Origin of the sequence: Stenotrophomonas sp. B1-1 (genome assembly GCF_010894375.1) — a bacterium.
In the GTDB taxonomy this organism is placed as follows: domain Bacteria; phylum Pseudomonadota; class Gammaproteobacteria; order Xanthomonadales; family Xanthomonadaceae; genus Stenotrophomonas.
The window spans coordinates 367420-391624 of the sequence record NZ_JAAIUZ010000011.1 but is presented as its reverse complement, the minus strand read 5'-3'; the positions used below and the strand labels follow the sequence as shown (position 1 = coordinate 391624).

General features: G+C 68.4%; 22 protein-coding genes and 1 tRNA gene. 13 read left to right on the top strand and 10 right to left on the bottom strand.

Annotated features, from left to right (window positions below; genetic code table 11):
• Window positions 1-49 precede the first annotated feature (49 nt).
• Complete coding sequence (locus tag G4G00_RS09695; protein ID WP_164272897.1) at window positions 50-1471, top strand: basic amino acid/polyamine antiporter; 1422 nt, start codon at window positions 50-52, stop codon at window positions 1469-1471.
• 162 nt (window positions 1472-1633) lie between these two features.
• Here the strand turns inward: G4G00_RS09695 and G4G00_RS09690 are convergent.
• The 8 genes from G4G00_RS09690 to G4G00_RS09655 form a co-directional block, all read right to left on the bottom strand.
• A tRNA-Asn gene (locus G4G00_RS09690) sits at window positions 1634-1710 on the bottom strand.
• A 22-nt stretch (window positions 1711-1732) separates the two neighbouring features.
• Window positions 1733-2203: a 23S rRNA (pseudouridine(1915)-N(3))-methyltransferase RlmH gene (gene rlmH, locus G4G00_RS09685; protein WP_108753752.1), complete on the bottom strand. Its 471-nt coding sequence runs from the start codon at window positions 2201-2203 to the stop codon at window positions 1733-1735.
• 66 nt (window positions 2204-2269) lie between these two features.
• Window positions 2270-2680, bottom strand: coding sequence for a ribosome silencing factor (gene rsfS / locus G4G00_RS09680; protein WP_108750646.1), 411 nt, complete (start codon window positions 2678-2680; stop codon window positions 2270-2272).
• A gap of 58 nt (window positions 2681-2738) precedes the next feature.
• Window positions 2739-3404, bottom strand: coding sequence for a nicotinate-nucleotide adenylyltransferase (gene nadD / locus G4G00_RS09675; protein WP_108753753.1), 666 nt, complete (start codon window positions 3402-3404; stop codon window positions 2739-2741).
• A 3-nt stretch (window positions 3405-3407) separates the two neighbouring features.
• A complete protein-coding gene (gene holA, locus G4G00_RS09670) occupies window positions 3408-4445 on the bottom strand; it encodes a DNA polymerase III subunit delta (RefSeq protein ID WP_108753754.1) in 1038 nt (345 codons plus the stop codon).
• A gap of 12 nt (window positions 4446-4457) precedes the next feature.
• A complete protein-coding gene (gene lptE / locus G4G00_RS09665) occupies window positions 4458-5039 on the bottom strand; it encodes an LPS assembly lipoprotein LptE (protein WP_108753755.1) in 582 nt (193 codons plus the stop codon).
• A 138-nt stretch (window positions 5040-5177) separates the two neighbouring features.
• A complete protein-coding gene (gene leuS / locus G4G00_RS09660) occupies window positions 5178-7820 on the bottom strand; it encodes a leucine--tRNA ligase (protein ID WP_164272894.1) in 2643 nt (880 codons plus the stop codon).
• An 82-nt stretch (window positions 7821-7902) separates the two neighbouring features.
• A complete protein-coding gene (locus G4G00_RS09655) occupies window positions 7903-8502 on the bottom strand; it encodes a DUF998 domain-containing protein (RefSeq protein ID WP_164272891.1) in 600 nt (199 codons plus the stop codon).
• Between the two features lie 141 nt (window positions 8503-8643).
• Here G4G00_RS09655 and trxA point away from each other — a divergent pair, with 141 nt between their 5' ends.
• The 3 genes from trxA to G4G00_RS09640 all read left to right on the top strand — a co-directional run bounded on the left by trxA (window position 8644) and on the right by G4G00_RS09640 (window position 12923).
• Window positions 8644-9501 (top strand): thioredoxin, encoded by an 858-nt coding sequence (gene trxA / locus G4G00_RS09650; RefSeq protein ID WP_108753758.1) that lies wholly within the window; start codon window positions 8644-8646, stop codon window positions 9499-9501.
• Window positions 9502-9651: 150 nt separating this feature from the next.
• Complete coding sequence (locus G4G00_RS09645; protein WP_240336107.1) at window positions 9652-11304, top strand: FecR domain-containing protein; 1653 nt, start codon at window positions 9652-9654, stop codon at window positions 11302-11304.
• A complete protein-coding gene (locus G4G00_RS09640) occupies window positions 11301-12923 on the top strand; it encodes a CHASE2 domain-containing protein (RefSeq protein WP_108753760.1) in 1623 nt (540 codons plus the stop codon). Before G4G00_RS09645 ends, G4G00_RS09640 begins: the two co-directional genes overlap by 4 nt.
• Before the next feature lie 336 nt (window positions 12924-13259).
• On the opposite strand, the gene G4G00_RS09635 is transcribed toward G4G00_RS09640, so the two are convergent.
• A complete protein-coding gene (locus G4G00_RS09635; RefSeq protein WP_234414531.1) occupies window positions 13260-13715 on the bottom strand; it encodes a transposase in 456 nt (151 codons plus the stop codon).
• 312 nt (window positions 13716-14027) lie between these two features.
• Between G4G00_RS09635 and G4G00_RS09630 the strand changes: the two genes are divergently transcribed.
• Window positions 14028-14486, top strand: a complete 459-nt coding sequence (locus G4G00_RS09630) for a DUF4442 domain-containing protein (RefSeq protein ID WP_108753761.1) — start codon at window positions 14028-14030, stop codon at window positions 14484-14486.
• A 4-nt stretch (window positions 14487-14490) separates the two neighbouring features.
• Here the strand turns inward: G4G00_RS09630 and G4G00_RS09625 are convergent, their stop codons facing one another.
• The gene (locus G4G00_RS09625) at window positions 14491-15768 is read right to left on the bottom strand and encodes a hypothetical protein (RefSeq protein WP_164272888.1); all 1278 of its coding nucleotides are present in this window, start codon (window positions 15766-15768) and stop codon (window positions 14491-14493) included.
• A gap of 74 nt (window positions 15769-15842) precedes the next feature.
• Here G4G00_RS09625 and G4G00_RS09620 point away from each other — a divergent pair, with 74 nt between their 5' ends.
• The 8 genes from G4G00_RS09620 (at window position 15843) to rnfB (ending at window position 23989) form a co-directional block, all read left to right on the top strand.
• A complete protein-coding gene (locus G4G00_RS09620) occupies window positions 15843-16526 on the top strand; it encodes a DUF502 domain-containing protein (RefSeq protein WP_108750658.1) in 684 nt (227 codons plus the stop codon).
• Entirely contained in the window at window positions 16523-17320 is a 798-nt protein-coding gene (locus tag G4G00_RS09615) for a queuosine precursor transporter (RefSeq protein WP_108753763.1), read from the top strand. Before G4G00_RS09620 ends, G4G00_RS09615 begins: the two co-directional genes overlap by 4 nt.
• Window positions 17321-17414: 94 nt before the next feature.
• Window positions 17415-19322, top strand: a complete 1908-nt coding sequence (locus G4G00_RS09610) for a DUF885 family protein (protein WP_108753764.1) — start codon at window positions 17415-17417, stop codon at window positions 19320-19322.
• The gene (locus G4G00_RS09605) at window positions 19319-19720 is read left to right on the top strand and encodes a VOC family protein (RefSeq protein ID WP_164272885.1); all 402 of its coding nucleotides are present in this window, start codon (window positions 19319-19321) and stop codon (window positions 19718-19720) included. The genes G4G00_RS09610 and G4G00_RS09605 overlap by 4 nt, the downstream gene beginning before the upstream one ends.
• 532 nt (window positions 19721-20252) lie before the next feature.
• The gene (locus G4G00_RS09600; RefSeq protein WP_108750662.1) at window positions 20253-20702 is read left to right on the top strand and encodes a DUF2147 domain-containing protein; all 450 of its coding nucleotides are present in this window, start codon (window positions 20253-20255) and stop codon (window positions 20700-20702) included.
• Window positions 20703-20804: 102 nt separating this feature from the next.
• Entirely contained in the window at window positions 20805-22886 is a 2082-nt protein-coding gene (gene metG / locus G4G00_RS09595; RefSeq protein WP_164272882.1) for a methionine--tRNA ligase, read from the top strand.
• Window positions 22887-22961: 75 nt separating this feature from the next.
• Complete coding sequence (locus G4G00_RS09590) at window positions 22962-23552, top strand: HAD family hydrolase (protein ID WP_164272961.1); 591 nt, start codon at window positions 22962-22964, stop codon at window positions 23550-23552.
• 23 nt (window positions 23553-23575) lie between these two features.
• The gene (rnfB, locus tag G4G00_RS09585; RefSeq protein ID WP_164272879.1) at window positions 23576-23989 is read left to right on the top strand and encodes an Rnf electron transport complex subunit RnfB; all 414 of its coding nucleotides are present in this window, start codon (window positions 23576-23578) and stop codon (window positions 23987-23989) included.
• Window positions 23990-24205: the final 216 nt, after the last annotated feature.

The window sequence follows — 24205 nt, the reverse complement described above, 5'->3', positions numbered from 1 at the left end:
CCACATGCGCGCGTCCATGATGAAGGCCTACCGCGCGAGGCACGACCGCATGCCGTCTTCCACGCAACGCCTGGGCCTGGCCGCGCTGACCGCGCTTGTCGTCGGCTCGATGGTCGGTGCCGGCATTTTCTCGCTGCCACAGAACGTGGCCCGCAGCGCCGGGCCGGCCGCCGCGCTGATCGGCTGGGCCCTGAGCGGCGCCGGCATGTTGATGCTGGCCTTCGTGTTCCAGGCGCTGGCCAACCGCCGGCCCGACCTGGACACCGGCATCTACGCCTATGCGCGCGAGGGCTTCGGCAACTACATCGGCTTTTCCGCCGCATGGGGCTACTGGGTGGCCTCGGTGCTGGGCAATGCCAGCTTCTTCGTGCTGATCTTCAGCGGCCTGGGCCACTTCCTGCCGGTGTTCGGCGAGGGCAATACGCCCGTGGCATTCGCTGCCTCGTCGCTGCTGCTGTGGACGGTGCACCTGCTGGTACTGCGGGGCCTGCGCACCGCCGCCATCATCAACGGCCTGGTGACCGTGGCCAAACTGGTCCCGATCGCGCTGTTTCTGGTGCTGGCCGCCGGGGCATTCCGTATGGATGTGTTCCGCGCCGACTTCTTCGGTACACCCGCGCTGGGCGATCTGGGCACGCAGCTGCGCGGCATGATGCTGGTGACGGTGTGGGTGTTCATCGGCATTGAAGGGGCCAGCATCTACTCGCGGCGTGCGGCCCGCCGCGCCGACGTCGGCCGCGCCACCGTGATCGGTTTCGTCGGGGTGTGGCTGCTGCTGGTGCTGGTCAGCCTGCTGTCGATGGGGGTGCTGTCGCAGGCCGAGCTGGCCGGCCTACCCAACCCCTCAATGGCGTACGTGCTGCGTGCCATCGTCGGCGAATGGGGCGCCACCGTAATCATCATCGGCTCGATCATTTCCGTGCTGGGCGCGCTGCTGGCCTGGGTGCTGCTGTGCGGTGAAGTGCTGTACGCAGCGGCCGGCGACGGCACCATGCCTGCCTTCCTAGGCCGCGAGAACGCGCGCGGCGTGCCGGCCAATGCGCTATGGATGAGCAACGGCCTGATCCAGCTGTTCCTGCTGCTGGTGCTGTTCAATTCGGGCAGCTACACCAGCCTGGTGCTGCTGGCCGCGTCGATGAGCCTGGTGCCGTATTTCCTATCGGCGGCGTTCGCCGTGCAGTTGGCCTGGCGTGGCCAGGCCTATGCCGGCGAAAGCGGTATGCGCTGGCGCGACTTCGGCGTTGCGCTGCTGGCCAGCGCCTACGCGTTGTGGCTGGTCTATGCCGGCGGCGTGGACAACCTGCTGCTGTCGGTGCTGCTGTATGTGCCCGGCGTGGTGCTGTTCGCGCTGACCCGGCGCCAGCATGGGCAGGCCGTGTTCACCCGCTGGGAAGCGGTGCTGTTCGGCGCGATCGTATTGGTGGCGATCGCCACCCTGGTCGCATTCTGGCGCGGCGCGTTGACGTTGTAGAGTCGAGCCATGCTCGACTGCGCCACCGCCGTTGTAGAGTCGAGCCATGCTCGACTGGCTCTTGCATCGCGCGCACAGCAGTCGAGCAAGCTCGACTCTACGAAGTGCAGCCATCACGCACACAAAAAAAAACCTGCATCTCGCGATGCAGGTTTTCAAAGGTGGCGCCCGAAGTTGGACTCGAACCAACGACCCCCTGATTAACAGTCAAGTGCTCTAACCGGCTGAGCTATTCGGGCAGACGACTAGTATAACCACTCTTCACGCGCGATGGTAGGGGTGATTGGCAATCATTGCCGCAGCCCGATACAACTGCTCGGCCACCACCAGCCGTACCAGCATGTGCGGCAGGGTCAACGGGCCGATCGACCACTTCTCATCGGCCAGTGCGGATACTTCCGGCGAATGCCCTTCCGGGCCGCCGATCAGGAACGCCAGCTCCCTGCCCTGCCCGCGCCAGTGCTCCAGGCGCTGTGCCAGCTGTTCGGAACTGAGCTGGCGACCGGGCACATCCAGCGCCACCACGTAGGCGTTCTTCGGCAATGCCGCGATCACCCGCTTGCCTTCGTCTTCGGTGGCACGGCGCGCATCGCGACCCTTGCCACGCAGGCCGGGTTCGATTTCCACCAGTTCAAACGGCAACCAGTGCGAGAGCCGCTTCTGGTACTCGGCAAACCCTTGCGCCACCCAGCTGGGGGCACGTTCGCCGGTGGCGATCAGACGGGCTTTCATCAAACAGTCCTCCACAAACGTCGACGGCGCCATCGGCGCCGTCGAAGGGGTGCGTCAACGCGCGGCTCAGGCCACTTCGTCGTCGCTGGTCGGCGGCTGGTCGCCCACGGTCCACAGGCGCTCCAGCGCGTAGAACTCGCGCACGCGCGGCAGCATCACGTGCACGATCACGTCGCCCAGGTCCACCAGCACCCATTCGGCTTCGCGCTCGCCTTCCACGCCCAGCGGCATCACGTCGATCTTCTTGGCGAAGCGCACGACTTCATCGGCGATCGACTTCACATGGCGGGTGGACGTACCGGAGACGATGACCAGGTAGTCGGCGACGCTGGACTTGCCACGCACGTCGATCTCGACCGGGTCCTTGGCCTTCAGGTCTTCGGTGGCTTGGCGGACGCTGGCCAGCAGTTCCGGCACCGAAGGCGGCGGGCTGGGCAGTTCGACCTTGATGGTCTGGGGCTGGGTCTGGTTGCTCAAAACGGATCGACTCGATAAACGTGGGGGCGATTATACGGGCAAGGCGCGCCCGCGGCATTCACGGGGTGGCCGGCCGGTACAGGCCGTGGTCCACCACGTAATCGGCCACCGCCGGCGGCAGCAGGGCCCGCCACGGGCCGGTCGCGGCAATCTGCGCACGCACCGCGCTGGCCGATTCCGAGCGCAGCGGGTGGTGCAGGCGCAGCACCCGCCCGCCGGGGCTGGCGAACAGGGCCTGCTCGTTGTCGGCCCAGCGGCCATCCAGGGCCTGGCCCAGGGCGCCATCCACCGAATCCTGCAGCGGGCTGCCCGGGCGCTCGGCAACGATGAAGTGGGCCAGGTCGAACAGGGCCTGCCACTCGTGCCAGGCCGGCAGGGCCAGCAGGCTGTCGGCGCCAACCAGCCAGGCCAGCGGCCGGCTCGGGCCCAGCTCGGCGCGCAGTTCGCGCAGGGTGTCGACGGTGTAGGAAGGACGACCCGGGAAGCGCTTGGCCCGTTCCAGTTCGCGCCGGTCCAGCAGCAGGCCCGGCTCGTCGCCAATGGCCAGCGACAGCATGCGGCAGCGCTGCTCGGCGGTGGCCCCCGGCGGCGCGCGGTGCGGCGGGTCGGCCGCCGGCAGCAGCCGCACCGCCACCTGCAGTTCGTCGCGTGCGGCGCGGGCGATCGCCAGATGCCCCAGGTGCACCGGATCGAAGGTGCCCCCGTAATAGATGCGCAGGCTCATGGCTCAGGCCCGGGCCAGCAGGCGCACGGCGCGGGCCTCGGCCACCGCCACCAGCAACCGCTCCAGCGCCAGCCAGGCATCGCCGTCGGCGCGCCCCTTGGCAATGCGATCCACCAGGCCGGCTTCGGCCACGAAACGTTCCCAGCGCTTGCCTTCCGGGTGGCGCTGCAACGCACGCTTGTAGGGCGCCTGGCGCGATTCCCAGATACCGCGCGACTTCATTTCCGCGGCCAGATTGCCGCCGCGTGCCTGCACCCGGGCCAGGCCGGCACCGGCCAGCAGTTCGCGGATGACCATCGGCATCAGCGCGGCCACCGCCTCGCCTTCGCCGCGCAGCCCGGCCAGCATGCGCAACACCGCCTGCGGCTGCCCGGAGAACGTGGCTTCCAGCAGACGGAACACGTCGTAGCGGGCGGCATCGGCCACCAGCGATTCCATCCGTTCCACGTCCAGTGGCTGGCCGTCGGCCAGCAATGCCAGCTTGTCGATCTCCTGCGCGGCGGCCAGCAGGTTGCCTTCCACGCGTTCGGCCAGGCGCTGCACCGCGGCGGGATCGGCGCGCAGGCCCTTGCCACGCAGGCGGCGCTCGATCCAGTCGGGCAGTTCGTGCGGCTTGATCGCCCAGGCCACCGACAGCACGCCGACGCGGTTCACCGCTTCGGCCCACTTGCCCTGGTGGGCCTTGCTCCATTCGTTGGCGGTGATCAGCAGCACCACGTCCGGCGCCGGGTTGGCGCAGAACTGGCTGATCACTTCGGCGCCGTCCTTGCCCGGCTTGCCGCTGGGCAGGCGCACCTCCACCAAGCGGCGGGCGCTGAACAGGCTGGGCGCATTGAAGCTGGCGTCGAGCTGGTTCCAGTCGAAGTCGCGGCCATCGGCATCGAACACTTCACGTTCGCCAATGCCGGCGGCACGGGCGCGTGCGCGCACGGCATCGGCCGCTTCCAGCACACGCAGGGTTTCCGGCCCGGCGATCAGGTACACCGGCGCCAGCGCGGTATCACCGCCCTGGCTGGCCAACTGCTCCGGACGCAGTTCCATCGCTGCGCCGGCTCAGCGCTCGACCGGCGGTGCCGGCGTAGGCTGCACGTCCTGGGCCGCGGCCGGCTTCGGCGCTGCCAGGCTGCCGCCACGTTCCAGTTCGGCGCGCACCACGCTGTCAATGCGGCGGATGATGGACGCCGACATTTCCCGGCGCAGCTCATCGGCCAGGATCTCGCGTTCGGTGGTGGTGCCGGTGGCGTCGGTCGGCGGCGACACGTAATCGCGCGACAACTCGATCACCTGCTGCGGCACCAGTTCGCTGCCGTCTTCGCGGCGGAAGATGAAGATGACCGCATAGCGCAGGCTGTATTCCTGGGCACGGCCCTGCGCATCGATGGCGATGGGCAGATCGCCCCAGCGCTCGGACAGCACCTGCAGCTGGGTGCTCGGCCCGGTGCTTTCATCGTCGGCCAGCTTGGCCCCGGAGGCCAGCAGGCTGCGGTTGAGCAGCTTGACCAGTTCGCTGTAAGGCGCGGTGGAGACCACCTTCACTGGCGCCGTGTCGGTGGGCAGCATCAGCTTGTTGCGCAGATGGAAGCCACAGCCGGCAAGGCCGAGGGCAAGGACGAGGGCAAGCAGGATTCGGGTCATGGGAACAGTCTGGCGGAGCCGGGCGATCACGGCAACAGACAGCCTGCCCGATCACGCGTGAACGCAGGGCCATCGGCCGCTGACGCCGGCGTGGGGAACACGCACCGGCCGCCACACGGGCGGCCGGTGCCGGACACATCAGGCAGCGACGATGTTCACGATCTTGCCGGGCACGATGATGATCTTGCGCACCGTCAGGCCTTCCATGAACTTGGCCGCGTTCGGCTCGGCCTGTGCCAGCGTTTCGATATGGTCGCGCGCGGCATCGGCGGCAACCTCGATGGTGCCGCGCAGCTTGCCGTTCACCTGCACCGCCAGGGTGACCGCATCGCGCACCAGCGCACTGCTGTCGGCCTGCGGGAACGCCTGGTCTTCCAGCAGCGTTTCGCCGTGGCCCAGCACCTGCCACAGGGCATGGCTGGCGTGCGGGGTGATCGGGTTCAGCAGCAGCACCACGGCCTGCAGGGCTTCCTGGCGCACCGCACGGCCCTGCGCGCTGGCGTCGTCGAACTTGGCCAGTGCGTTCATCAGTTCCATCACCGCCGCGATGGCAGTGTTGAAGCTGTGGCGGCGGCCGTAGTCGTCACCGACCTTGCCGATGGTTTCGTGGGTCTTGCGGCGCAGCGCCTTCTGGTTGGCATCCAGCCCCGCCACGTCCAGGGCCGGTGCCACGCCCTCTTCGGCGTGCTTGTGCACCTGGGTCCACAGGCGGCGCAGGAAGCGGGCCATGCCATCCACGCCGGCCTCGTTCCATTCCAGCGACTGTTCCGGCGGCGCGGCGAACATCGAGAACAGGCGCACGGTGTCGGCGCCGTACTTGCCGACCATGGCCTGCGGGTCCACGCCGTTGTTCTTCGACTTGGACATCTTCTCGGTGCCACCCACCACCACCGGCTGGCCATCGGCCACCAGGGTGGCGCCGGTGATGCGGCCGCGCTCATCGCGCTGCACGTCCACGTCGGCCGGGTTGATCCAGTCCTTCGAGCCGTCCGGGTTCGGGCGGTAATAGGTTTCGGCGATCACCATGCCCTGGCACAACAGATTGCGCGCTGGTTCGTTGCTGTCCACCATGCGCGCGTCGCGCAGCAGCTTGTGGTAGAAGCGGAAGTACATCAGGTGCAGGATCGCGTGCTCGATGCCGCCGATGTACTGGTCCACCGGCAGCCAGTAGTTGCCGCGCTTGTCCACCGCATCACGCGCACCCGGCGAGGTGTAGCGGGCGTAGTACCAGCTCGATTCCATGAAGGTATCGAAGGTGTCGGTTTCGCGCTCGGCCGCGCCGCCGCAGTCCGGGCAGGTGGTCTTGCGCCATTCCGGGTCGGTCTTGATCGGCGAACCGGTACCCGAGAACGCCACGTCTTCGGGCAGCACCACCGGCAGCTGCTCTTCCGGCACCGGCACCGCGCCACACTTGTCGCAGTAGATGACCGGAATCGGGCAGCCCCAGTAACGCTGGCGGCTGACGCCCCAGTCGCGCAGGCGGTAGTTCACTCGGCGCTGGCCCTGGGCCTTGCGCTCGAACCGTTCGGCCAGGGCTTCAAAGGCGCCCTGGAAATCCAGGCCGTCGAACTCGGCCGAGTTGACCAGTTCGGTCTGCCGGCTCTTGTCGCTGTACCAGTCCTGCCAGCGGGTGGCGTCCCAGGTGCGCTCGTCGTCGTTGCGCGCATCCTTCAGCGCGATGACCTGCACGATCGGCAGGCCGTACTTGTTGGCCACCTCGTTGTCGCGCTGGTCGTGGCCGGGAACGGCCATCACCGCGCCGGTGCCGTAGCCCATCAGCACGAAATTGGCTACCCACACCGGCACCTGTTCGCCGGTGACCGGATGGATCGCGCGCAGGCCGGTATCCATGCCGCGCTTTTCCTGGGTTTCCAGTTCAGCTTCGGTCACGCCACCCTGCTTCAGCTCGGCCAGCAGCGCGGCCAGTGCCGGGTTGCTCTTGGCCGCATGCAGGGCCAGCGGGTGTTCGGCGGCGATCGACACGAAGGTCACGCCCATCACGGTGTCCGGACGGGTGGTGAACACGCGCAGCGGGTCCAGCGCGCTGCCATCGGCATCGCGCACGTCGAACTGGATTTCCAGGCCTTCGGAACGGCCGATCCAGTTGCGCTGCATGGTCTTGACCGATTCCGGCCAGCCGTCCAGTTCATCCAGGCCGTCCAGCAGTTCCTGGGCGTAATCGGTGATGCGCAGGAACCACTGCGGGATCTCGCGCTTTTCCACCAGCGCGCCCGAACGCCAGCCGCGGCCGTCGATCACCTGCTCGTTGGCCAGCACGGTCTGGTCCACCGGGTCCCAGTTCACCACTGAGTTGCGGCGGTAGGCCAGGCCCTTGCGCATCAGGCGGGTGAACATGCGCTGCTCGTGGACGTAGTAGTCCGGGCGGCAGGTGGCGAACTCGCGCGACCAGTCGATGGCATAGCCCAGCGATTTCAGCTGGCTGCGCATGTGGTCGATGTTCTTGTAGGTCCACGCCGCCGGCGCGGTCTTGTTCTTGATGGCCGCGTTTTCCGCCGGCAGGCCGAACGCGTCCCAGCCCATCGGCTGCAGCACGTTGTGGCCGGTCATGCGCTTGTAGCGGCTGATCACGTCGCCAATGGTGTAGTTGCGCACGTGGCCCATGTGCAGCGCACCGGACGGGTACGGAAGCATCGACAGGCAGTAGTACTTCGGCTTGTCCGAGGTCTCGCTGACCTCGAAGGCACGGGTGGCGTCCCAGTACTGCTGGGCGGCGGATTCAACCTGCTGCGGGTCGTAGGCGATGGGTTCAGCGCTGGTCATGGAACACGCGGATGCGGCGGCAAAGCGGTACAGCGTACCGCAGTGCGGCAAACGTCTCCAATCCCGCCCATCGCGGGCAGTCTCAGCGCCCCCGCGACAGGGGCAGTGCCAGCGCCAGCCAGACCGCCCAGCAGGCAAACGCCAGGCGCTGCGCGAACGGCGCCGGCAGCACCCCCTGCAGGCCAAAGGCGGCTACCGCCGCGGCGATGCCGACCAGCAGCGCCAGCACGCCCGGCGCCCGTGCACCGGGGTCACGCAGGCGGCTGGCCCCCAGCATGCAGGTGCCGGCCACGAACCCCAGCACCCAGACCATCCAGGCGCTGGCGTGCAACTGGCTGGCGCCGCCATGCAGATCCTCCAGGTCCAGCGGCAGCACGCCCATGGCCGCGAAGGCCAGCCCGGCCAGCAGCAGCATCTGGCTGCCCACCCGGCCCGCCCAGCCTTCGGTGGCCGGCAGCCGCCGGCGCAGGCGCTCGGCCACCACCATCGCCAGCATGCCCGGCGCCACGAAGCCCAGCAGGTTGAACGCCCAGGCATGCGGCACCCCGTGCGCGCCAAGCAGGGCGACCGGGTGCACCGCCTGCGCATAGCCGGCCAGGCCGACGCCGAAGCCGACCACCGCGGCAACGAACAGCAGCGCGGCGCACAGCCCCAGCCAACGATCAATCCGGACCCACGACATGGTGCCTACCCGTACGACAGAAGAAGCACCCATTGTCGCGGCCGGCACGCGGGGCGCCAAGCCAAGACGTGAGGAAAGGGTTGAGACCGTCATCGATCGACACCATAGAATCGGTCTCCTGTTGCCGAACGATGTGCCCCCATGACCGAGACGACCTACGTATTCGACGCCACGACCGCGACCTTCGAGGCCGAAGTCCTGCAGAAGTCGCTGCAGACGCCGGTGCTGGTCGATTTCTGGGCGACCTGGTGCGGCCCGTGCAAGACCCTGGGGCCGATGCTGGAAAAGCTGGCCGCCGAGTACAACGGCGCCTTCGAGCTGGCCAAGGTGGACGTGGATGCCGAGCAGCAGATCGCCGCGGCCTTCCAGATCCGCTCGGTGCCCACTGTGTTCCTGGTCAAGGGCGGCCAGCTGGTGGACGGCTTCCCGGGTGCCATTCCGGAAGGCCAGCTGCGCGAATTCCTGGCCCAGCACGGCATCGTGCCGGCCGACGTGGGCGATACCAGCAGCGAAGAAGAGGCACCGCTGGACCCGCAGGGCCAGGTGGACGTGCTGCGCGCGCAGATCGCCGCCGAGCCGGACAAGGACGAACTGAAGCTGGACCTGGCGTTGGCCCTGCTGCAGATCGGCGGGGTGGACGAAGCAGGCAAGCTGATCGATGCCCTGCCGGCCAACCTGGCCACCGATGACCGCGCCGTGCGTGGCCGCGCCCGCCTGGCCTTCGCCACCGCACTGAAGGATGCGCCGGCCGCCGATGCGCTGGACGCGCGCATTGCCGCCGATGGCAAGGACCTGCAGGCGCGCCATCTGCGCGGCGTGCAGCTGCTGCTGGGCGGCCACGACGAAGCGGCGCTGGAACAGTTCCTGGAAATGCTGCGCATCGACCGCAGCTATGACGACAACCTGCCGCGCCGCACGCTGATAGACGCCTTCAACGTCATCGCCGACGAGGACCTGGTGGGCCGCTACCGTCGCAAGATGGCGTCGCTGCTGTTCTGAGGCCGCTGTTTTCGTTCAGGATTCGCGCCACGCACCGGGCAATAATGTGATGCCGGCCGCACTTTTGCGCGACCGGCATCCATTCCGGGGGGAATAAGTCAGGGCCATGGGGTCTGCACGCTGGCCCCCGCATTGCCGGGACTGCATGCCGTGACCGTTGGGATCTCGTCTGTCGTTGTGCGCGTGTTCGCCGCGCTGCTTGCCGCCGCCACCCTGCTGCCCATCAGCGCAGCCGCGCAGGACTGGACCTACCGGGTGCGCCCCGGTGACACCCTGTGGGACCTGGGCGGCGTGTACCTGAAACCCAGCGTGCCCTGGCAGCAGTTGCAGCAGCACAACCGCATCGACAACCCCTACCGCCTGCCCCCGGGCCAGCCGCTGCGCTTCCCGATCGGCTGGCTGCGCGTGGAGCCGGCGCCGGCGCGGGTACTGGCCGTGCGCGGCCCGGTGCAGCTGGCCGCCGGCACTGGCGCCGCCACCCGCGCACTGCAGGCCGGTGAGAACCTGCATATCGGCGATGTGGTGCAGACCGGCGCCGATGCCAGCCTGACCCTGGAATTCGCCGATGCCTCGCGCCTGCAGCTGCGCGAGCATTCGCGGCTGCGGCTGGACCAGCTCAGCCGCTACGGCCGTACCGGCATGGTCGACACCCGCATGCGCCTGCAGCAGGGCCGTGCCAGCAACCGCGTCACCCCCGCACGCGGCCCGGCCTCGCGCTACATCATCGATGCACCCACCGCGACCAGCAGCGTGCGCGGCACCGTGTTCCGGGTCAGCGCTGGCCAGGCCGGACAGCCGGCGGCCACCGAAGTGCTGGAAGGCAAGGTGCAGGTCGGCAATCAGCGCGGCCAGCAACTGGTACGCCCCGGCCAGGCCAGCATGGCGCCGGATCTGGATGCGGCACCGATGGCGGCGTCGGCACTGCTGCCCGCCCCGTCCTTGGCTGCAGAAACGTTGCAGCGCCCCGGTCTGCCGTTGCAGCTGCACTGGCAGCCGGTGGACGGCGCCGACCACTACCGCATTGAAGTGGTGCAGGCGGCGATGGCCGAGATCCTGCTGTTCGCCACGACCACGGCAGACACACGATTGACCATTGCCGCGCTGCCGCCCGGCCAACACCGCCTGCTGCTGCGCGCCGTCGATGCGCAGGGCGTGGAAGGCCTGGATGCCAGCGCCGACTTCAGTCTGGACGACCAGCCGCCACCGCCGCTGACGGTCGCGCCGCTGCACGGACAGGACATCAACAGCGACCGCCCGCGATTCCGCTGGACCCGGGCCCCGGGCGCGCAGGCCAGCGTGCTGCAGATCGCCAGTGAACCGCAGTTCCTGTCGCCCCTGCAGGAGCAGGCCACCACCGGCACCGATCTGCGCCTGCGCCAGCCGCTGCCGCCGGGCCAGTATTTCTGGCGCGTGGCCTCGCGCGACGGCCAGGGCCGGCAAGGGCCATACGGGGACGCGCTGCCCCTGCAGCTGACCGACCTGCCGGTGGACCCGGCCCTGCAGCCGCCGGAAGCGGACGGCAAGGCGCTGACCCTGCGCTGGCAACCGGGCAGCGCGGGCCAGACCTACCGCGTGCAGGTTTCCCGCAACGGTGCATTCGAGGCACCATGGCTGGACCAGACCGTCGAGCAGCCCCAGGTGAGTTTCAAGCGCCCTTGGCACGGCACCCTGCACGTGCGCGTGCAGTACATCGATGATGACGGCCACGCCGGCCCGTTCTCGCCCGCGCAGCAGGTCAGCCTGCCGTGCCGGCTGTGCTACGGCGCCGGCGGCGGGGCCGCCCTGCTCTGGCTGCTGCTGTGAGGCGCTCGCCGCTGCCCTGGTCGCGGCGGTTGATGCTGGCCGTGCTGGCCTTCGTGGCCACCGCCGTGGCCAGCCACGGGCAGTGGCTGTGGCGGCAGGATGAAGCGGCCTACGACCTGATGGTCGGCGACTGGACCTATCGGCCCGACCCCAGCGTGCTGGTGGTGGCCATCGACGAGGACAGTCTGGCGCGCATCGGCCAATGGCCGTGGCCGCGTTCGGTGCACGCGCGCCTGTTGGACCGCCTGACCGATGCCGGTGCCGAACGCGTGGCGCTGGACCTGATGCTGACCGAGCCCGACCGCCGCGACAACCGCCAGGATGCCGAGCTGGCCGCCGCCATCCGCCGCAATGGTCGCGTGGTGCTGCCGGTGCTGGCGGCACCCGCCGCCGGCGACCGCATGGCTGAAGAGCTGCTGCCCATTCCGCTCATTGCCGACAGCGCTGCAGCGCTGGGCCACAGCGACGTGGAAGTGGATGGCGACGGCGTGGCCCGCGGGGTTTACCTGCATGCCGGCATCGGCCAACCGCATTGGCCGGCGCTGGGGCTGGCCCTGGCCGACCTGCCGGTGCAGGCCGCGCGCGGGCTGCCCGACCCCGATCCGGCGCTGGAATCGCCGTACCAGTGGCGCCGCGATGACTACGTGCGCGTGCGCTACGCCGGCCCGCCGGAGCAGTTGCCGCAGGTGTCCTATGCCGATGTACTGGACGGCCAGGTGGATGCCGCCCTGCTGCGCGACCGCCGCATCGTGGTCGGCATGACCGCCAGTGGCATTGCCCCGCGGCTGCTGACCCCGACCACGCGCGAGTACTGGATGAGCGGCAGCGAATACCAGGCCAACATCGCCTCGATGCTGCTGCAGGGCAAGCAGATCCAGGTGGTTCCGCCGCTGGTGCAGGACCTGCTGGCCGGTCTGCTGGCCGCGCTGTGCGTGCTGCTGCTGGGCCTGCGCCTGCCCTGGCTGGCCGCCCTGTGTTCGCTACCGATGGGCCTGGCCACCAGCTGGCTGCTGTTGCGCACGGCCAGCCTGTGGTGGGCCCCAGCCGCAGCCACTTTCGGCATCCTGATGGTGCTGCTGGTATGGGCGGTCTGGCGCATTTCCGCCTGGCACCGCCAGGCCAACCGCGATGCCCTGACCGGGCTGGGCAACCGCCTGCGCTTCGAACAATCGCTTCAACAGGAATGCGACGCCGCACGGCGCAGTGGCAAACCGCTCAGCCTGGTGCTGATCGACGTGGACCATTTCAAGCGGCACAACGACCGCCATGGCCACCAGCTGGGCGACCGCGTGCTGCGCGACGTGGCCGCGCTGATCGCCGCCCATGCGCGACGACCGCGCGACATGGCCGCCCGTTACGGCGGCGACGAATTCGCAATGGTGCTGCCCGACACACCGGGCAGCGGCGCACGCCAGGTGATCGAAGACCTGATTGCCGACGTACGCGCCCTGCCCGCGCCGGCAGCGGGCGACGACAGCCGCATCACCCTCACCATCGGCGTCTATACGCGGGTGCCGGACAGCCAGCTGCACCCGCACCATTTCGTCGAAGGCGCCGACGCCGCCCTTTACCGCGCCAAGGCCAACGGCCGCGACGGCTACGCCATGGACGGCGCCTGACCCCACCCCCGCCCGACGTTCGTAGCGTCGAGCTTGCTCGACTGCCCTTCGCATCACGCCCGTAGAGTCGAGCTTGCTCGACTGCTCTGCGCGCGATCCCCGTAGAGTCGAGCTTGCTCGACTGCTCTGCGCGCGATGCCGGCGATAAACAGTCGAGCAAGCTCGACGCTACGAAAGCGGCCAGCGGCACCACACGCGGCCGCCCGTTCGATGCGCTCCGTGCAATGCCCGCAACATTTGCCGACACGGCGGCCCTGCGCGCGATCCCCGTAGAGTCGAGCTTGCTCGACTGCTCTGCGCGCGATGCCGGCGATAAACAGTCGAGCAAGCTCGACTCTACGAAAGCGGCCAGCGGCACCACGCGTGGGGGTAATGCCCCAGCGCGCTTGCCAGCCCCGCCCGGACCGGATTGCCCATGACATACATGGCCTGCTGGCGTACATCGCGCTCGTTCCGGATCCAGTGCTCGTAGTAGCCACGCTGCCACACCGCTGCGCCGAACCCAGAAGTATGCGCATTGAGCGCAATCGCAGCGCGCGACTTCAGCGACTGCACACAACGCCCCAATGTCCCGCTCCGCAACTGGATGACCCAATGGAAGTGGTCAGGCATGACCACCCAGGCACAGGAGCGCGTGAACCCCAGACAGTCGCTGTTTCGGAATGCCTCTTCCAGCAAGGCCGCGCAGGCAGGATCTGCGAACAGGCGCCACCGCCCCGCCACTACGCTGGTGATGACATAGAACTGACCGATGGCGGAGCTGCGATGTCGCAGGAGTGCTTGGCTGGGCATGACCCAGCTTGACCGGGGTGCCGAGCTGTTGATGTCGGGCGATCCTGATTCTGCCGTCCGTAGAGTCGAGCTTGCTCGACTGTCTTTTCCCGACAGGGGCCGTCGAGCAAGCTCGACGCTACCAATGCGGGATCAAAAGCCGTCGAGCAAGCTCGACGCTACCAAAGCGGGGTCAAAGGCAACGCCGCGGAGCGGGTGCGATGCCACGAAAGCAGGAGGACGCGCAACAGACGGCCATCCGGCAAGTCCCGGGGTTCAACATACGGTGGCGAATGGTTAGACTCGAGGCCTCGCCCCCTGCCCCGCACCCGCATGAAAGCCAGCACCTTCCGTCTCGGCATCAACCTGTGGCCGCCGTTCCTGTTCACCGGCATCCATGTCACCCGCATCACCGCCGACTACCGGCAGATCGACGTCGAGCTGCGCATGCGCCCGTGGAACCGTAACTACGTGGGCACCCACTTCGGCGGCAGCCTGTTCGCCATGACCGACCCGTTCTGGATGCTGGGCCTGCTGCATACGCTGGGCCGCGACTACTACGTCTGGGACCGCGCCGGTGCCATCGAATTCCTCAAGCCCGGTCGCGGCACCGTGCGCACCCACTTCCACATCGATGACGCGGTGCTGGACGAACTGCGCGCCGAGGCGGCCGGCGGCGAGAAAGTGCTGCGCTGGTTCAGCAACGACGTGGTCGATGCATCCGGCGAGGTCGTCGCGCGCGTGCGCAAGCAGGTCTACGTGCGCCTGAAGCCGCAGGCACGCGGCGGCTGACCCGCTACAGCGGCACCGACAGCATGGTCGTCAGCTCGCCGGTCGCATCGCGCTGGCGGCGCGGCACCTGCAGGTGGCGGCCATCGGCCGACAGCGTGGGCACCCGGCTGGGCGAACGCCATTGCGCCGGCAGCCGTGCCAGCGCCTGTGCCGGGGCATCGGGCTGCCGCCGCAGCCATCGCTGCGCGCCCAGCAGGCGCACCAGCGCCGCGCTGTCCTGGCTGCGCGCGGCGTAGTCCTGATACGCCGGGCCGCTGATGCTGGCCAACGTGCAGCCGATCCAATTGGCCAAGCAGCGGACGTCCCACGGCTGTTCCCAGCTGCGCTGCGCCGGCGCGTCCTCGGCCAAGGTGCGTTCGGCAGCAGCACCGCAGGCCCAGGCGAAGTTCTGCGCGATGCGCGCGCGGGTCTGGCTGCGGTCCAGCATCAGCACGTTGGCGCCCTGCCGCAGCGACGCATCGATGGCCCGTTCGTTCAGTGCGAACTCGCCCTGCATCGCGCGGCACAGGCTCTGTTCGTCGCTCGCCAGCGGCCGCAGCGCCGTTTCGCAGACCGCTGGCAGCGCGTGGTCAGCCGGCAGTTCCACCAGCATGTCGGCCAGCAACTGCGCGTTCACCTGCACGCTCGCGGCGCCGATCATGCTGTCCAGCAGCGTGCCGCCACGGTGCATCAGGCGCCTGCCCAGCTGCAGCGAGCGACAACTGCCGGCCAACGCTGCCGCCGTATCGCCCTGCACGAAAGCCAGCGCATGTGCGCTGGTGCCCTCCATCAGCAGCTGATAGCGCGGCACCGGCATCAGCAGCGGGTCATCCAGCCCCGGGAACGGGGAATCGAAACGATCGAAGTCGGCCAGCTGTAGCTGGCGCGCATGCAGGCCGCCGTGGCCGGCATGGCCATCGATGAAGCGCTGCGGATCGGCGCGCACCCGCGCCAGGCAATCCGGCACACGGGACCCACAGGTGACTCCCACCTGCGCCTTCACCTGCGGTTGGGTGCCTTCCAGCAGGGAATCGGTCATGCCCGGCTCCGGCCCGGCCCGCCACCGCGCTACGTCCTTCAGCAAGGCCTGCTCGCGCTGCGCCGCATCCAGATCGTCGAACGGCAGCGTCCACAGCAGGGCAAAGCCGTTGCGCCCGGGCAGGGGCTGCACATCTTCCAGCAGGCGCACCTGCGCGCGCTGCTCGGCCGACAGCGGCCAGAACCGCGCCGCCAGCCACACCGCCACCACCAGCCCCAGCAGGGCCAGCAGGCTCCAACCGATTCCGCGCAGAATCCTCAACACAGCATCCCTGCCCTGTAGCCCGCCGTCGTGATCGGGCAGCGTAATCGACAGGCTGCGACCGCTACAATGCGCGCATGTCGCTCGAAGCCCCCGCCCTGGTTCCCCGCCCCTCCCTGCAGCGCCTGTTCCTGACCGGCCTGCTGACCCTGTTGCCGATCTGGCTGACCTGGGTCGTGGTGAAGTTCGTGTTCGTGCTGCTGTCGGGCATTTCCAGCCCGCTGGTGGTGCCGCTGTCCGAACAGATCGCCACCAACTTTCCGCACTACCTGGGCTGGGTACGCGCCGAATGGATTCAGAACACCATCGCCCTGCTGGCCACCCTGCTGGTGATCCTGGCGGTGGGCGTGGCCAGCCGGCGCGTGGTCGGCCAGCGCCTGCTGCGCTGGGTGGGCGCGGTGATCAAGCGCATTCCGCTGGCCAGCATCATCTACGACAGTGCCAAGAAGCTGCTGGACATGCTGCAGACCGAACCGGGCAGCACCCAGCGCGTGGTGCTGATCGACTTCCCGCACCGTGACATGAAATCGGTCGGCCTGGTCACCCGGGTCATCAAGGAACAGGGCAGCGACCGTGAACTGGCCGCGGTATACGTGCCGACCACGCCGAACCCGACCTCGGGCTACCTGGAAATCGTGCCGGTGGAACTGCTGACCCCAACCGACTGGACCGTGGACCAGGCGATGAGCTTCATCATCTCCGGCGGTGCGGTGGCCCCGGCCAGCGTGCCGTTCACCCGCGCCGGCGAACGCGCCGAGTGAGCGAGCCGGCGCAGCCCACGCCGCATGCGCGGCCACTGCAGGACCGCGCGGTCCTGCTGTTCATCGTGCTGGCCACGTTCTTCTGCGGCAACGCGGTGCTGGCCGAACTGATCGGGGTGAAGATCTTCGCGCTGGAAGACACGCTGGGCATCAACCCGCTGAACTGGAACCTGTTCGGCCAGACCGGCTCGCTCAGTTTCACCGCCGGTACGCTGCTGTGGCCGGTGGTGTTCATCATGACCGACACCATCAACGAGTTCTTCGGCAAGCGCGGCGTGCGCTTCATCTCGTGGCTGGCGGTGGTGCTGATCGCCTACGGCTTCCTGTTTGCCTTTGCCGCCATCTCGCTGGCCCCGGCCAGCTGGTGGGTCACCTCGATGAACGCCCATGGCGTGCCGGACTACCAGGCCGCCTTCGCGGCGGTGTTCGGCCAGGGCATGTGGACCATTGCCGGCTCGCTGGTGGCCTTCCTGGTTGGCCAGCTGATCGACGTGGCCGTGTTCCACCGCATCCGCCGGGCCACCGGCGAACGCCATGTGTGGCTGCGCGCCACCGGCTCCACGGCGGTGTCGCAGCTGGTGGACAGCTTCGTGGTCATCTGGATCGCCTTCGTGCTGGGCCCGCAGCATTGGCCCACGTCGTTGTTCCTGGCGGTCAGCAGCGTCAACTACGTCTACAAGATGGGCTTTGCGATCGCCCTCATTCCCCTGCTGTACCTGATGCGCCGCGCCATCACCCGCTACCTGGGGCCGCAGCGCGCGGCCGATCTGCGTGCCGCCGCCGCGGCTGACTGAATACCCAGCGCCGGCAAACTGACTGCGGCTGCACGCTGGCCGTACGCGCGCGGATCGTGCAAGCTCCACGGTCTGTGTTCCACGGAAGCTCCTGATGCCGTATTCCCCCCGCGTCCTGGCCGCCGCCATCGCTGCGTTGTTCCTGTTCAGTGCCGTACCGTCGGCCGAAGCAGCGAAGAAGAAGGCCAGCCGCCCCGCCGCCGCGCAGAGCCGCCAGGCCGCAAAGCCCAAAGCCAAGCCTCGCGCCGCCCCACGCCGCGCCGCGCCGCGCCCCACCGCCCCGGCCCGCGCCGTGCCGCGCGCCGTGCAGCTGGAGCGCCTGTACGACGAATACTGGGATGCCTCGATGCGGTTGAACCCGCTGCAGGCCACTTTCCAGGGCGAAACCCGCTACAACGACCAGCTGCCCAACATCCTGTCGGCCGCCTGGCGCCAGCAATCGCACGATTTCACCGTGGAATGGCTGGGCAAAGTTGAAAAGGTCGGCAGTGACGGCCTGCAGGGCCAGGACCTGCTCAGCTACCAGATCTTCGTGCGCGACGCGCGCGCCACGCTGGACGCAGAACGCTACCCCAGCTGGATGATGCCGATCAGCCAGTACTACAACATCGGCAGCATCATGGCGATCCTCGGTGCCGGTGCCGGCGCCCAGCCCTTCAACACCGTGCAGGACTACGACACCTGGTCGCGCCGTTCGCTGGGCATTCCCCCGCTGTTCGACCAGGCCATCGACAACATGCGCCAGGGCATGAAGGCCGGCGTGGTGCAGCCGCGCGACCTGATGGAAAAGGTACTGCCGCAGCTGGATGCGGTGATCAAGCCGACCGCAGAGGAAAGCATCTTCTGGTCGCCCATCCGCACCATGCCCGACAGCATTGCCGCCGAAGACAAGGCGCGCATCAGCGCCGAGTACAAGCGCATGATCGAACTGCGCATCATGCCGGCCTACCGCGCACTGCGTGGCTTCATCGCCACCGAATACCTGCCGGCCACCCGCGAAAGCACCGGTCTGGGCGCGCTGCCCGATGGCCAGGCCTGGTACGCCAACCTGATCGTGCAGACCACCGCCAGCGACCAGACCGCCGCGCAGCTGCATGCCCTGGGCGAACAGCGCGTGCAGGAACTGCAGGCGCAGATCGCCGCGGTGATGAAGGAAAACAAACTGCGTGGTTCGCAGGCCAAGCTGCTGAAGAGCATGCGCAGCGACCGCCAGTTCCAGTACGTGAACGCCGACGACCTGCTGAACCGCTACCGCCAGGTGCAGCAGCAGGTGTCCGCGCGCCTGCCGCAGGTGCTGGACACGCTGCCCAAGGCCGGGCTGGAGATCCGCGCGGTCGATCCGGAACGCGCCCTGGCTGCCGCCGCAGCCGCCTACCAGCCTTCGCCGGCCGGACAGCCGGGCGTGCTGTACGTGAACACCCGCGACCTGCCCAGCCGCAAGCGCTGGAGCGTGCCGGTGCAGTACCTGCACGAAGCCATTCCCGGCCACCACGTGCAGCTGGGCCTGCAGCAGGAACTGGCCAAGCTGCCGCGCTTCCGCCGCCAGGGCGGCGATGTGGCCTTCGTTGAAGGCTGGGGCCTGTATGCCGAAACCCTGGGCGATGAGCTGGGCGCCTACAACGATCCCTACGACCGCATCGGCTACCTGTACTCGCGCCTGCTGCGCGCCACCCGCGTGGTGGCCGACACCGGCGTGCACGCGCAGGGCTGGAGCAAGCAGCAGGCGGTCAGCTACCTGCAGAAGAATGCAGACATGAGCGCCGACGATGCCAGCGCCGAAGTGGAGCGGATCATGGCCCAGCCCGGCCAGGCCCTGTCCAACGTGGCCGGCCTGACCACCATCGTCGCCCTGCGTGACAAGGCCCGCGCGCAGCAGGGCGCAGCGTTCGACCTGCGCCGCTTCCATGCCGAACTGCTGAAGGACGGCTCGATGCCGCTGGATGTATTGAGCCGCAAGATGGACCGCTGGATGGCCCAGCCCGCCGCAGCGGCCACGCCATGAGCGGGGCCGACGCACTGCTGGGCATCCACCATGCGGCGCTGATCTGCAGCGACTACGCGCGCTCGAAGGAGTTCTACGTGCGCGTGCTGGGCCTGCGCGTGCTGGCGGAAAACCACCGCCCCGCGCGCGATTCATGGAAGCTGGACCTGGCCCTGCCCGACGGTGGGCAGCTGGAACTGTTCTCGTTCCCCGCACCGCCGCCGCGGCCCAGCCGGCCCGAAGCACAGGGCCTGCGCCACCTGGCTTTCCGGGTGGCCGCACTGGAACCGTTCATCCAGCGCCTGGCCGACCACGGCGTGGCCTGCGAACCGATCCGCGTGGACGAATACACCGGCGCCCGCTTCACCTTCTTCGCCGACCCCGACGGCCTGCCACTGGAACTGTACGAAGTCGTCTGAGCCGGGGGCGGATCCCTTTCCACAGGAAAGGGCTCTGACCCCATCCAGGCGATCCCCAATGGGGTCAGAGCCCGTTGCGCAGCAACGGGATCCGACCCCGTGCGACCCACAGCCGCGTGAACCTGTCGAAGGCGGGGCACTGTGGGTTTGCGGGGTGTGAGCCGCATGGATGCGGCGACCAAGGCTACATGGACGTACTTGCGCCGTCCCCGCAAACCCGCAGTGCCCCGCCATCCCCCGGAATGCCGCTCTTGATCTTGCTTCGGCTTCGGCTTCGGCTTCGGCAGGCGCAGGTGCAGGGCGCAGCCCTGCTCTGAGCCCATGCACGCGATCCCCAAGGGGGGCAGAGCCCGTTGCGCAGCAACGGGATCCGACCCCGTGTCGACCAAGGTCGACACCTACCCTTCGGCTTCCGCCTCTGCGGGTGCAGGGCGCAGCCCTGCAAAGCCCTCCCTCTTCCCCATACCCACCCGAATGGGTATACAGTCGCCCTGTACCGGCATCGTGCCGGAATGAACCCTGGGAGGGGACCATGCGCAAGACCTTCAAGACCCTGCTGCTGGCACTGCCGCTGTGCCTGGCCGCGCTCTCGGCGCAGGCCGCCGACAGTGCCGCCGGCCGCTGGAAGACCATCGACGACAAGACCGGCAAGGTGAAGTCGATCGTCGAGATCACCCAGGCCGCCAACGGCACGCTGTCTGGCAAGGTGGTCGACATCCTGCATTCGGACAAGGGCCCCAACCCGGTCTGCGATGGCTGCGAAGGCGCCAACAAGAACAAGCCGGTGAAGGGCATGACCATCCTGTGGAACCTGTCGCAGGACAAGGGCAGCCACAGCAAGTGGTCCGGCGGCACCATCCTGGACCCGGCCAACGGCAAGACCTACAAGTCCAAGATCGAACTGCAGCCCGGCGGCGGCAAGCTGGACGTGTCCGGCTGCATCGCGTTCATCTGCCGCGCGCAGACCTGGGTGCGCGAGTAACCCGCCCCACCCCGCGCAGCACCCCGTGACCCGGCCCCGGCCGGGTCACGACGTTGCGGGCGTGCGATAATCTGCGGTTCCCCTCGGCTGCACCCCGCGACCATGACCCGTACCGCGCTCGTCACCACCGCCCTGCCCTACGCCAACGGCCCGCTGCACCTGGGCCATCTGGTCGGCTACATCCAGGCTGACATCTGGGTGCGCGCGCGGCGAATGAGCGGCGGTACCGCCTGGTTCGTCTGCGCCGACGACACCCATGGCACGCCGATCATGCTGGCCGCCGAGAAGGCCGGGGTCACCCCGGAAACCTTCATCGCCAACATCCAGGCCAGCCACGAACGTGACTTCGCCGCCTTCGGCGTGGCCTTCGACCACTACGATTCGACCAACTCGGCGGCCAACAAGGCGCTGACCGAACAGTTCTACCTGAAGCTGGAAGCGGCCGGCCACATCAGCCGTCGCTCGGTGGCGCAGTTCTACGACCCGGCCAAGGGCATGTTCCTGCCCGACCGCTACGTAAAGGGCATCTGCCCCAACTGCGGCAGCGCCGACCAGTACGGCGACAACTGCGAAGTGTGCGGCGCCACCTACGCGCCCACCGACCTGAAGGAACCGCGTTCGGTCATTTCCGGGGCAACCCCGGAGATGCGCGATTCGGAACACTTCTTCTTCGAGGTCGGCCACTTCGATGCGTTCCTGCGCGAATGGCTGGCCGGCGACGTCGCCCTGCCGGGCGTGAAGGCCAAGCTGGGTGAGTGGCTGAACGCCGAAGGTGGCTTGCGAGCGTGGGACATCTCGCGTGATGCACCGTACTTCGGTTTCCAGATTCCCGGCCAGCCGGGCAAGTACTTCTACGTCTGGCTGGATGCGCCGATCGGCTATCTGTCCAGCTTCCAGACCCTGTGCGGCAAGCTGGGCGAAGACTTCGACGCGCACCTGCGCGCCGGCACCAGCACCGAACTGCACCACTTCATCGGCAAGGACATCGTCAACTTCCACGGCCTGTTCTGGCCGGCGGTGCTGCATGGCACCGGCCACCGCGCGCCCACCCGCCTGCACGTGAACGGTTACCTGACCGTGGACGGCGCCAAGATGAGCAAGTCGCGCGGCACCTTCGTAATGGCGCGCACCTTCCTGGACGCCGGCCTGGAACCGGAAGCGCTGCGCTATTACTACGCAGCCAAGACCAGCGGCGGCGTGGACGACCTGGACCTGAACCTGGGCGACTTCATCGCCCGCGTCAACGCCGATCTGGTTGGCAAGTTCGTCAACCTGGCCAGCCGCTGCGCCGGCTTCATCAGCAAGCGCTTCGACGGCCTGCTGGCCACCCAGCTGCCCGACGCGGCGCAGTACCAGGGTTTCGTCGATGGCCTGGCGCCGATCCGCGAAGCCTACGAGCGCAACGACCCGGCCGCGGCCATCCGCCTGACCATGGCCCTGGCCGACGAAGCCAACCGCTACATCGACGATGTGAAGCCCTGGGTGATCGCCAAGCAGGAAGGCGCCGACGCGCAGCTGCAGGCGGTCTGCAGCCAGGGCCTGAACCTGTTCCGCGTGCTGGTGACCGCGCTGAAGCCGGTGCTGCCGACCACCGCCGCCCAGGCCGAAGCGTTCCTGGCCGCACCGGTCAACGACTGGACCGCGCTGGCACAGCCGCTGCTGGGCCACCGCATTGCCGACTACACCCCGCTGTTCACCCGTATCGACCCGAAGAAGATTGACGCCATGATCGACGCCTCCAAGGACACCCTGCAGCCGGCCGCCGCTGCCGCCCCCGCCGCCAAGCCCGAGGCCGCCAAGCCGGCCGCCCCGGCCCCGGCCAAGGACGAAGCCAAGAGCGCCGACGCGCCGGCCTACATCGGCATCGATGATTTCGCCAAGCTCGACCTGCGCATCGGCAAGGTGCTGGTGTGCGAATTCGTGGAAGGCTCGGACAAGCTGCTGCGCTTCGAGCTGGACGCCGGCGACCTGGGCAAGCGCCAGATCTTCTCCGGCATCCGCGCCAGCTACGGCGAACCGGAAGCGCTGGTCGGCCGCAGCGTGGTGTTCATCGCCAACCTGGCCCCGCGCAAGATGCGCTTCGGCCTGAGCGAAGGCATGATCCTGTCGGCCGGTTTCGACGGCGGCGCGCTGGCACTGCTGGACGCCGACAGCGGCGCGCAGCCGGGCATGCCGGTCCGCTGATGCACCCCGGGCGCGGCCCACACCGCGCCCGACCCGCACACCGCCACGGAAGGCACCGCCATGGGAGAGAGCAGGATGGAGCTGGCGCTGTTCGATTTCGACCACACCATCACCACCTGCGATACCTATGGCCGCTTCGTGCGCCGCGTGGCCACGCCGGAACAGCTGGCCCGTGCGTGGTGGAAGGTGGGCCCATGGTTGCTGGCCTACCGCCTGCGCATCATTTCCGCCGAGCGCATCCGCGCGCGCGTAACCCGCCTGACCTTCAGCGAACGCCACGCCGATGACATCGCCACGCTGGCCGCCGGCTTCGCCCGCGAGGTACTGCCCGAGGTGATGCGGCCGGAAATGCTGGAACAGATTCGCTGGCACAAGGAACAGCAGCACACCGTGGTGGTGGTGTCCGGCTCGCTCGATCTGTATCTGCGGCCGTGGTGCGAACAGTGGGGCCTGCAGTTGATCTGCAACCGGCTGGAAAGCCAGGACGGCCGCTTGACCGGGCGCTACGCCGACGGTGACTGTGGCCCGCGCAAGGTCGACCACATCCGCCGCCGTTTCGACCTGTCGCGCTATGTGCGCATCTACGCCTACGGCGACAGCTACGAAGACCGCCCCATGCTGGCCCTCGCCCACGAGCGCTGGTACCGCGGCAAGCCCCTGAAATAACCAACGCGCAGCCTTCGCCACGCATGAGCCTGATCCCGCCCCTGACCGAACGCCTGGACCGCCTGCTGCCGCAGACCCAATGTGGCCAATGCGGCTTTGATGGCTGCCGCCCGTACGCGCAGGCCATGGCCCGTGGCGAAGCCGGCGTGGACCGCTGCCCGCCCGGCGGCGATGCCGGGGCGCGTGCATTGGCACAGGTGCTGGGCGTACCGGCGCTGCCGTTCGACCGCACGCGTGGCGCGCACAAGCCACCGCAGGTCGCGGTGATCGTGGAAGCAGACTGCATCGGCTGCACCAAATGCATCCAGGCCTGCCCAGTGGATGCCATCGTCGGCGGCGCCAAGTACATGCACACTGTCATTGCCGACCTGTGCACCGGCTGTGAGCTGTGCATTCCGCCGTGCCCGGTGGACTGCATCGATCTGCAGCTGCTGTAAGGGGTCAGATCCCTTTTCGTAGAAAAGGGCTCTGACCCCATTCCGCAAAGCTAGTCGCAATCGACCCACACCGCCGCGCCCCACGCCCGCGCAAGCACGACACATGTCGCAGATTGCCCGCTCGGTCGAGGCGCTTGCGGCGCAGCGGCATGGCAACCATCAACCCGATGCAACACTGCCGCAAGCGTCCTGCTGCGAAGTGGAATGCAACGATTC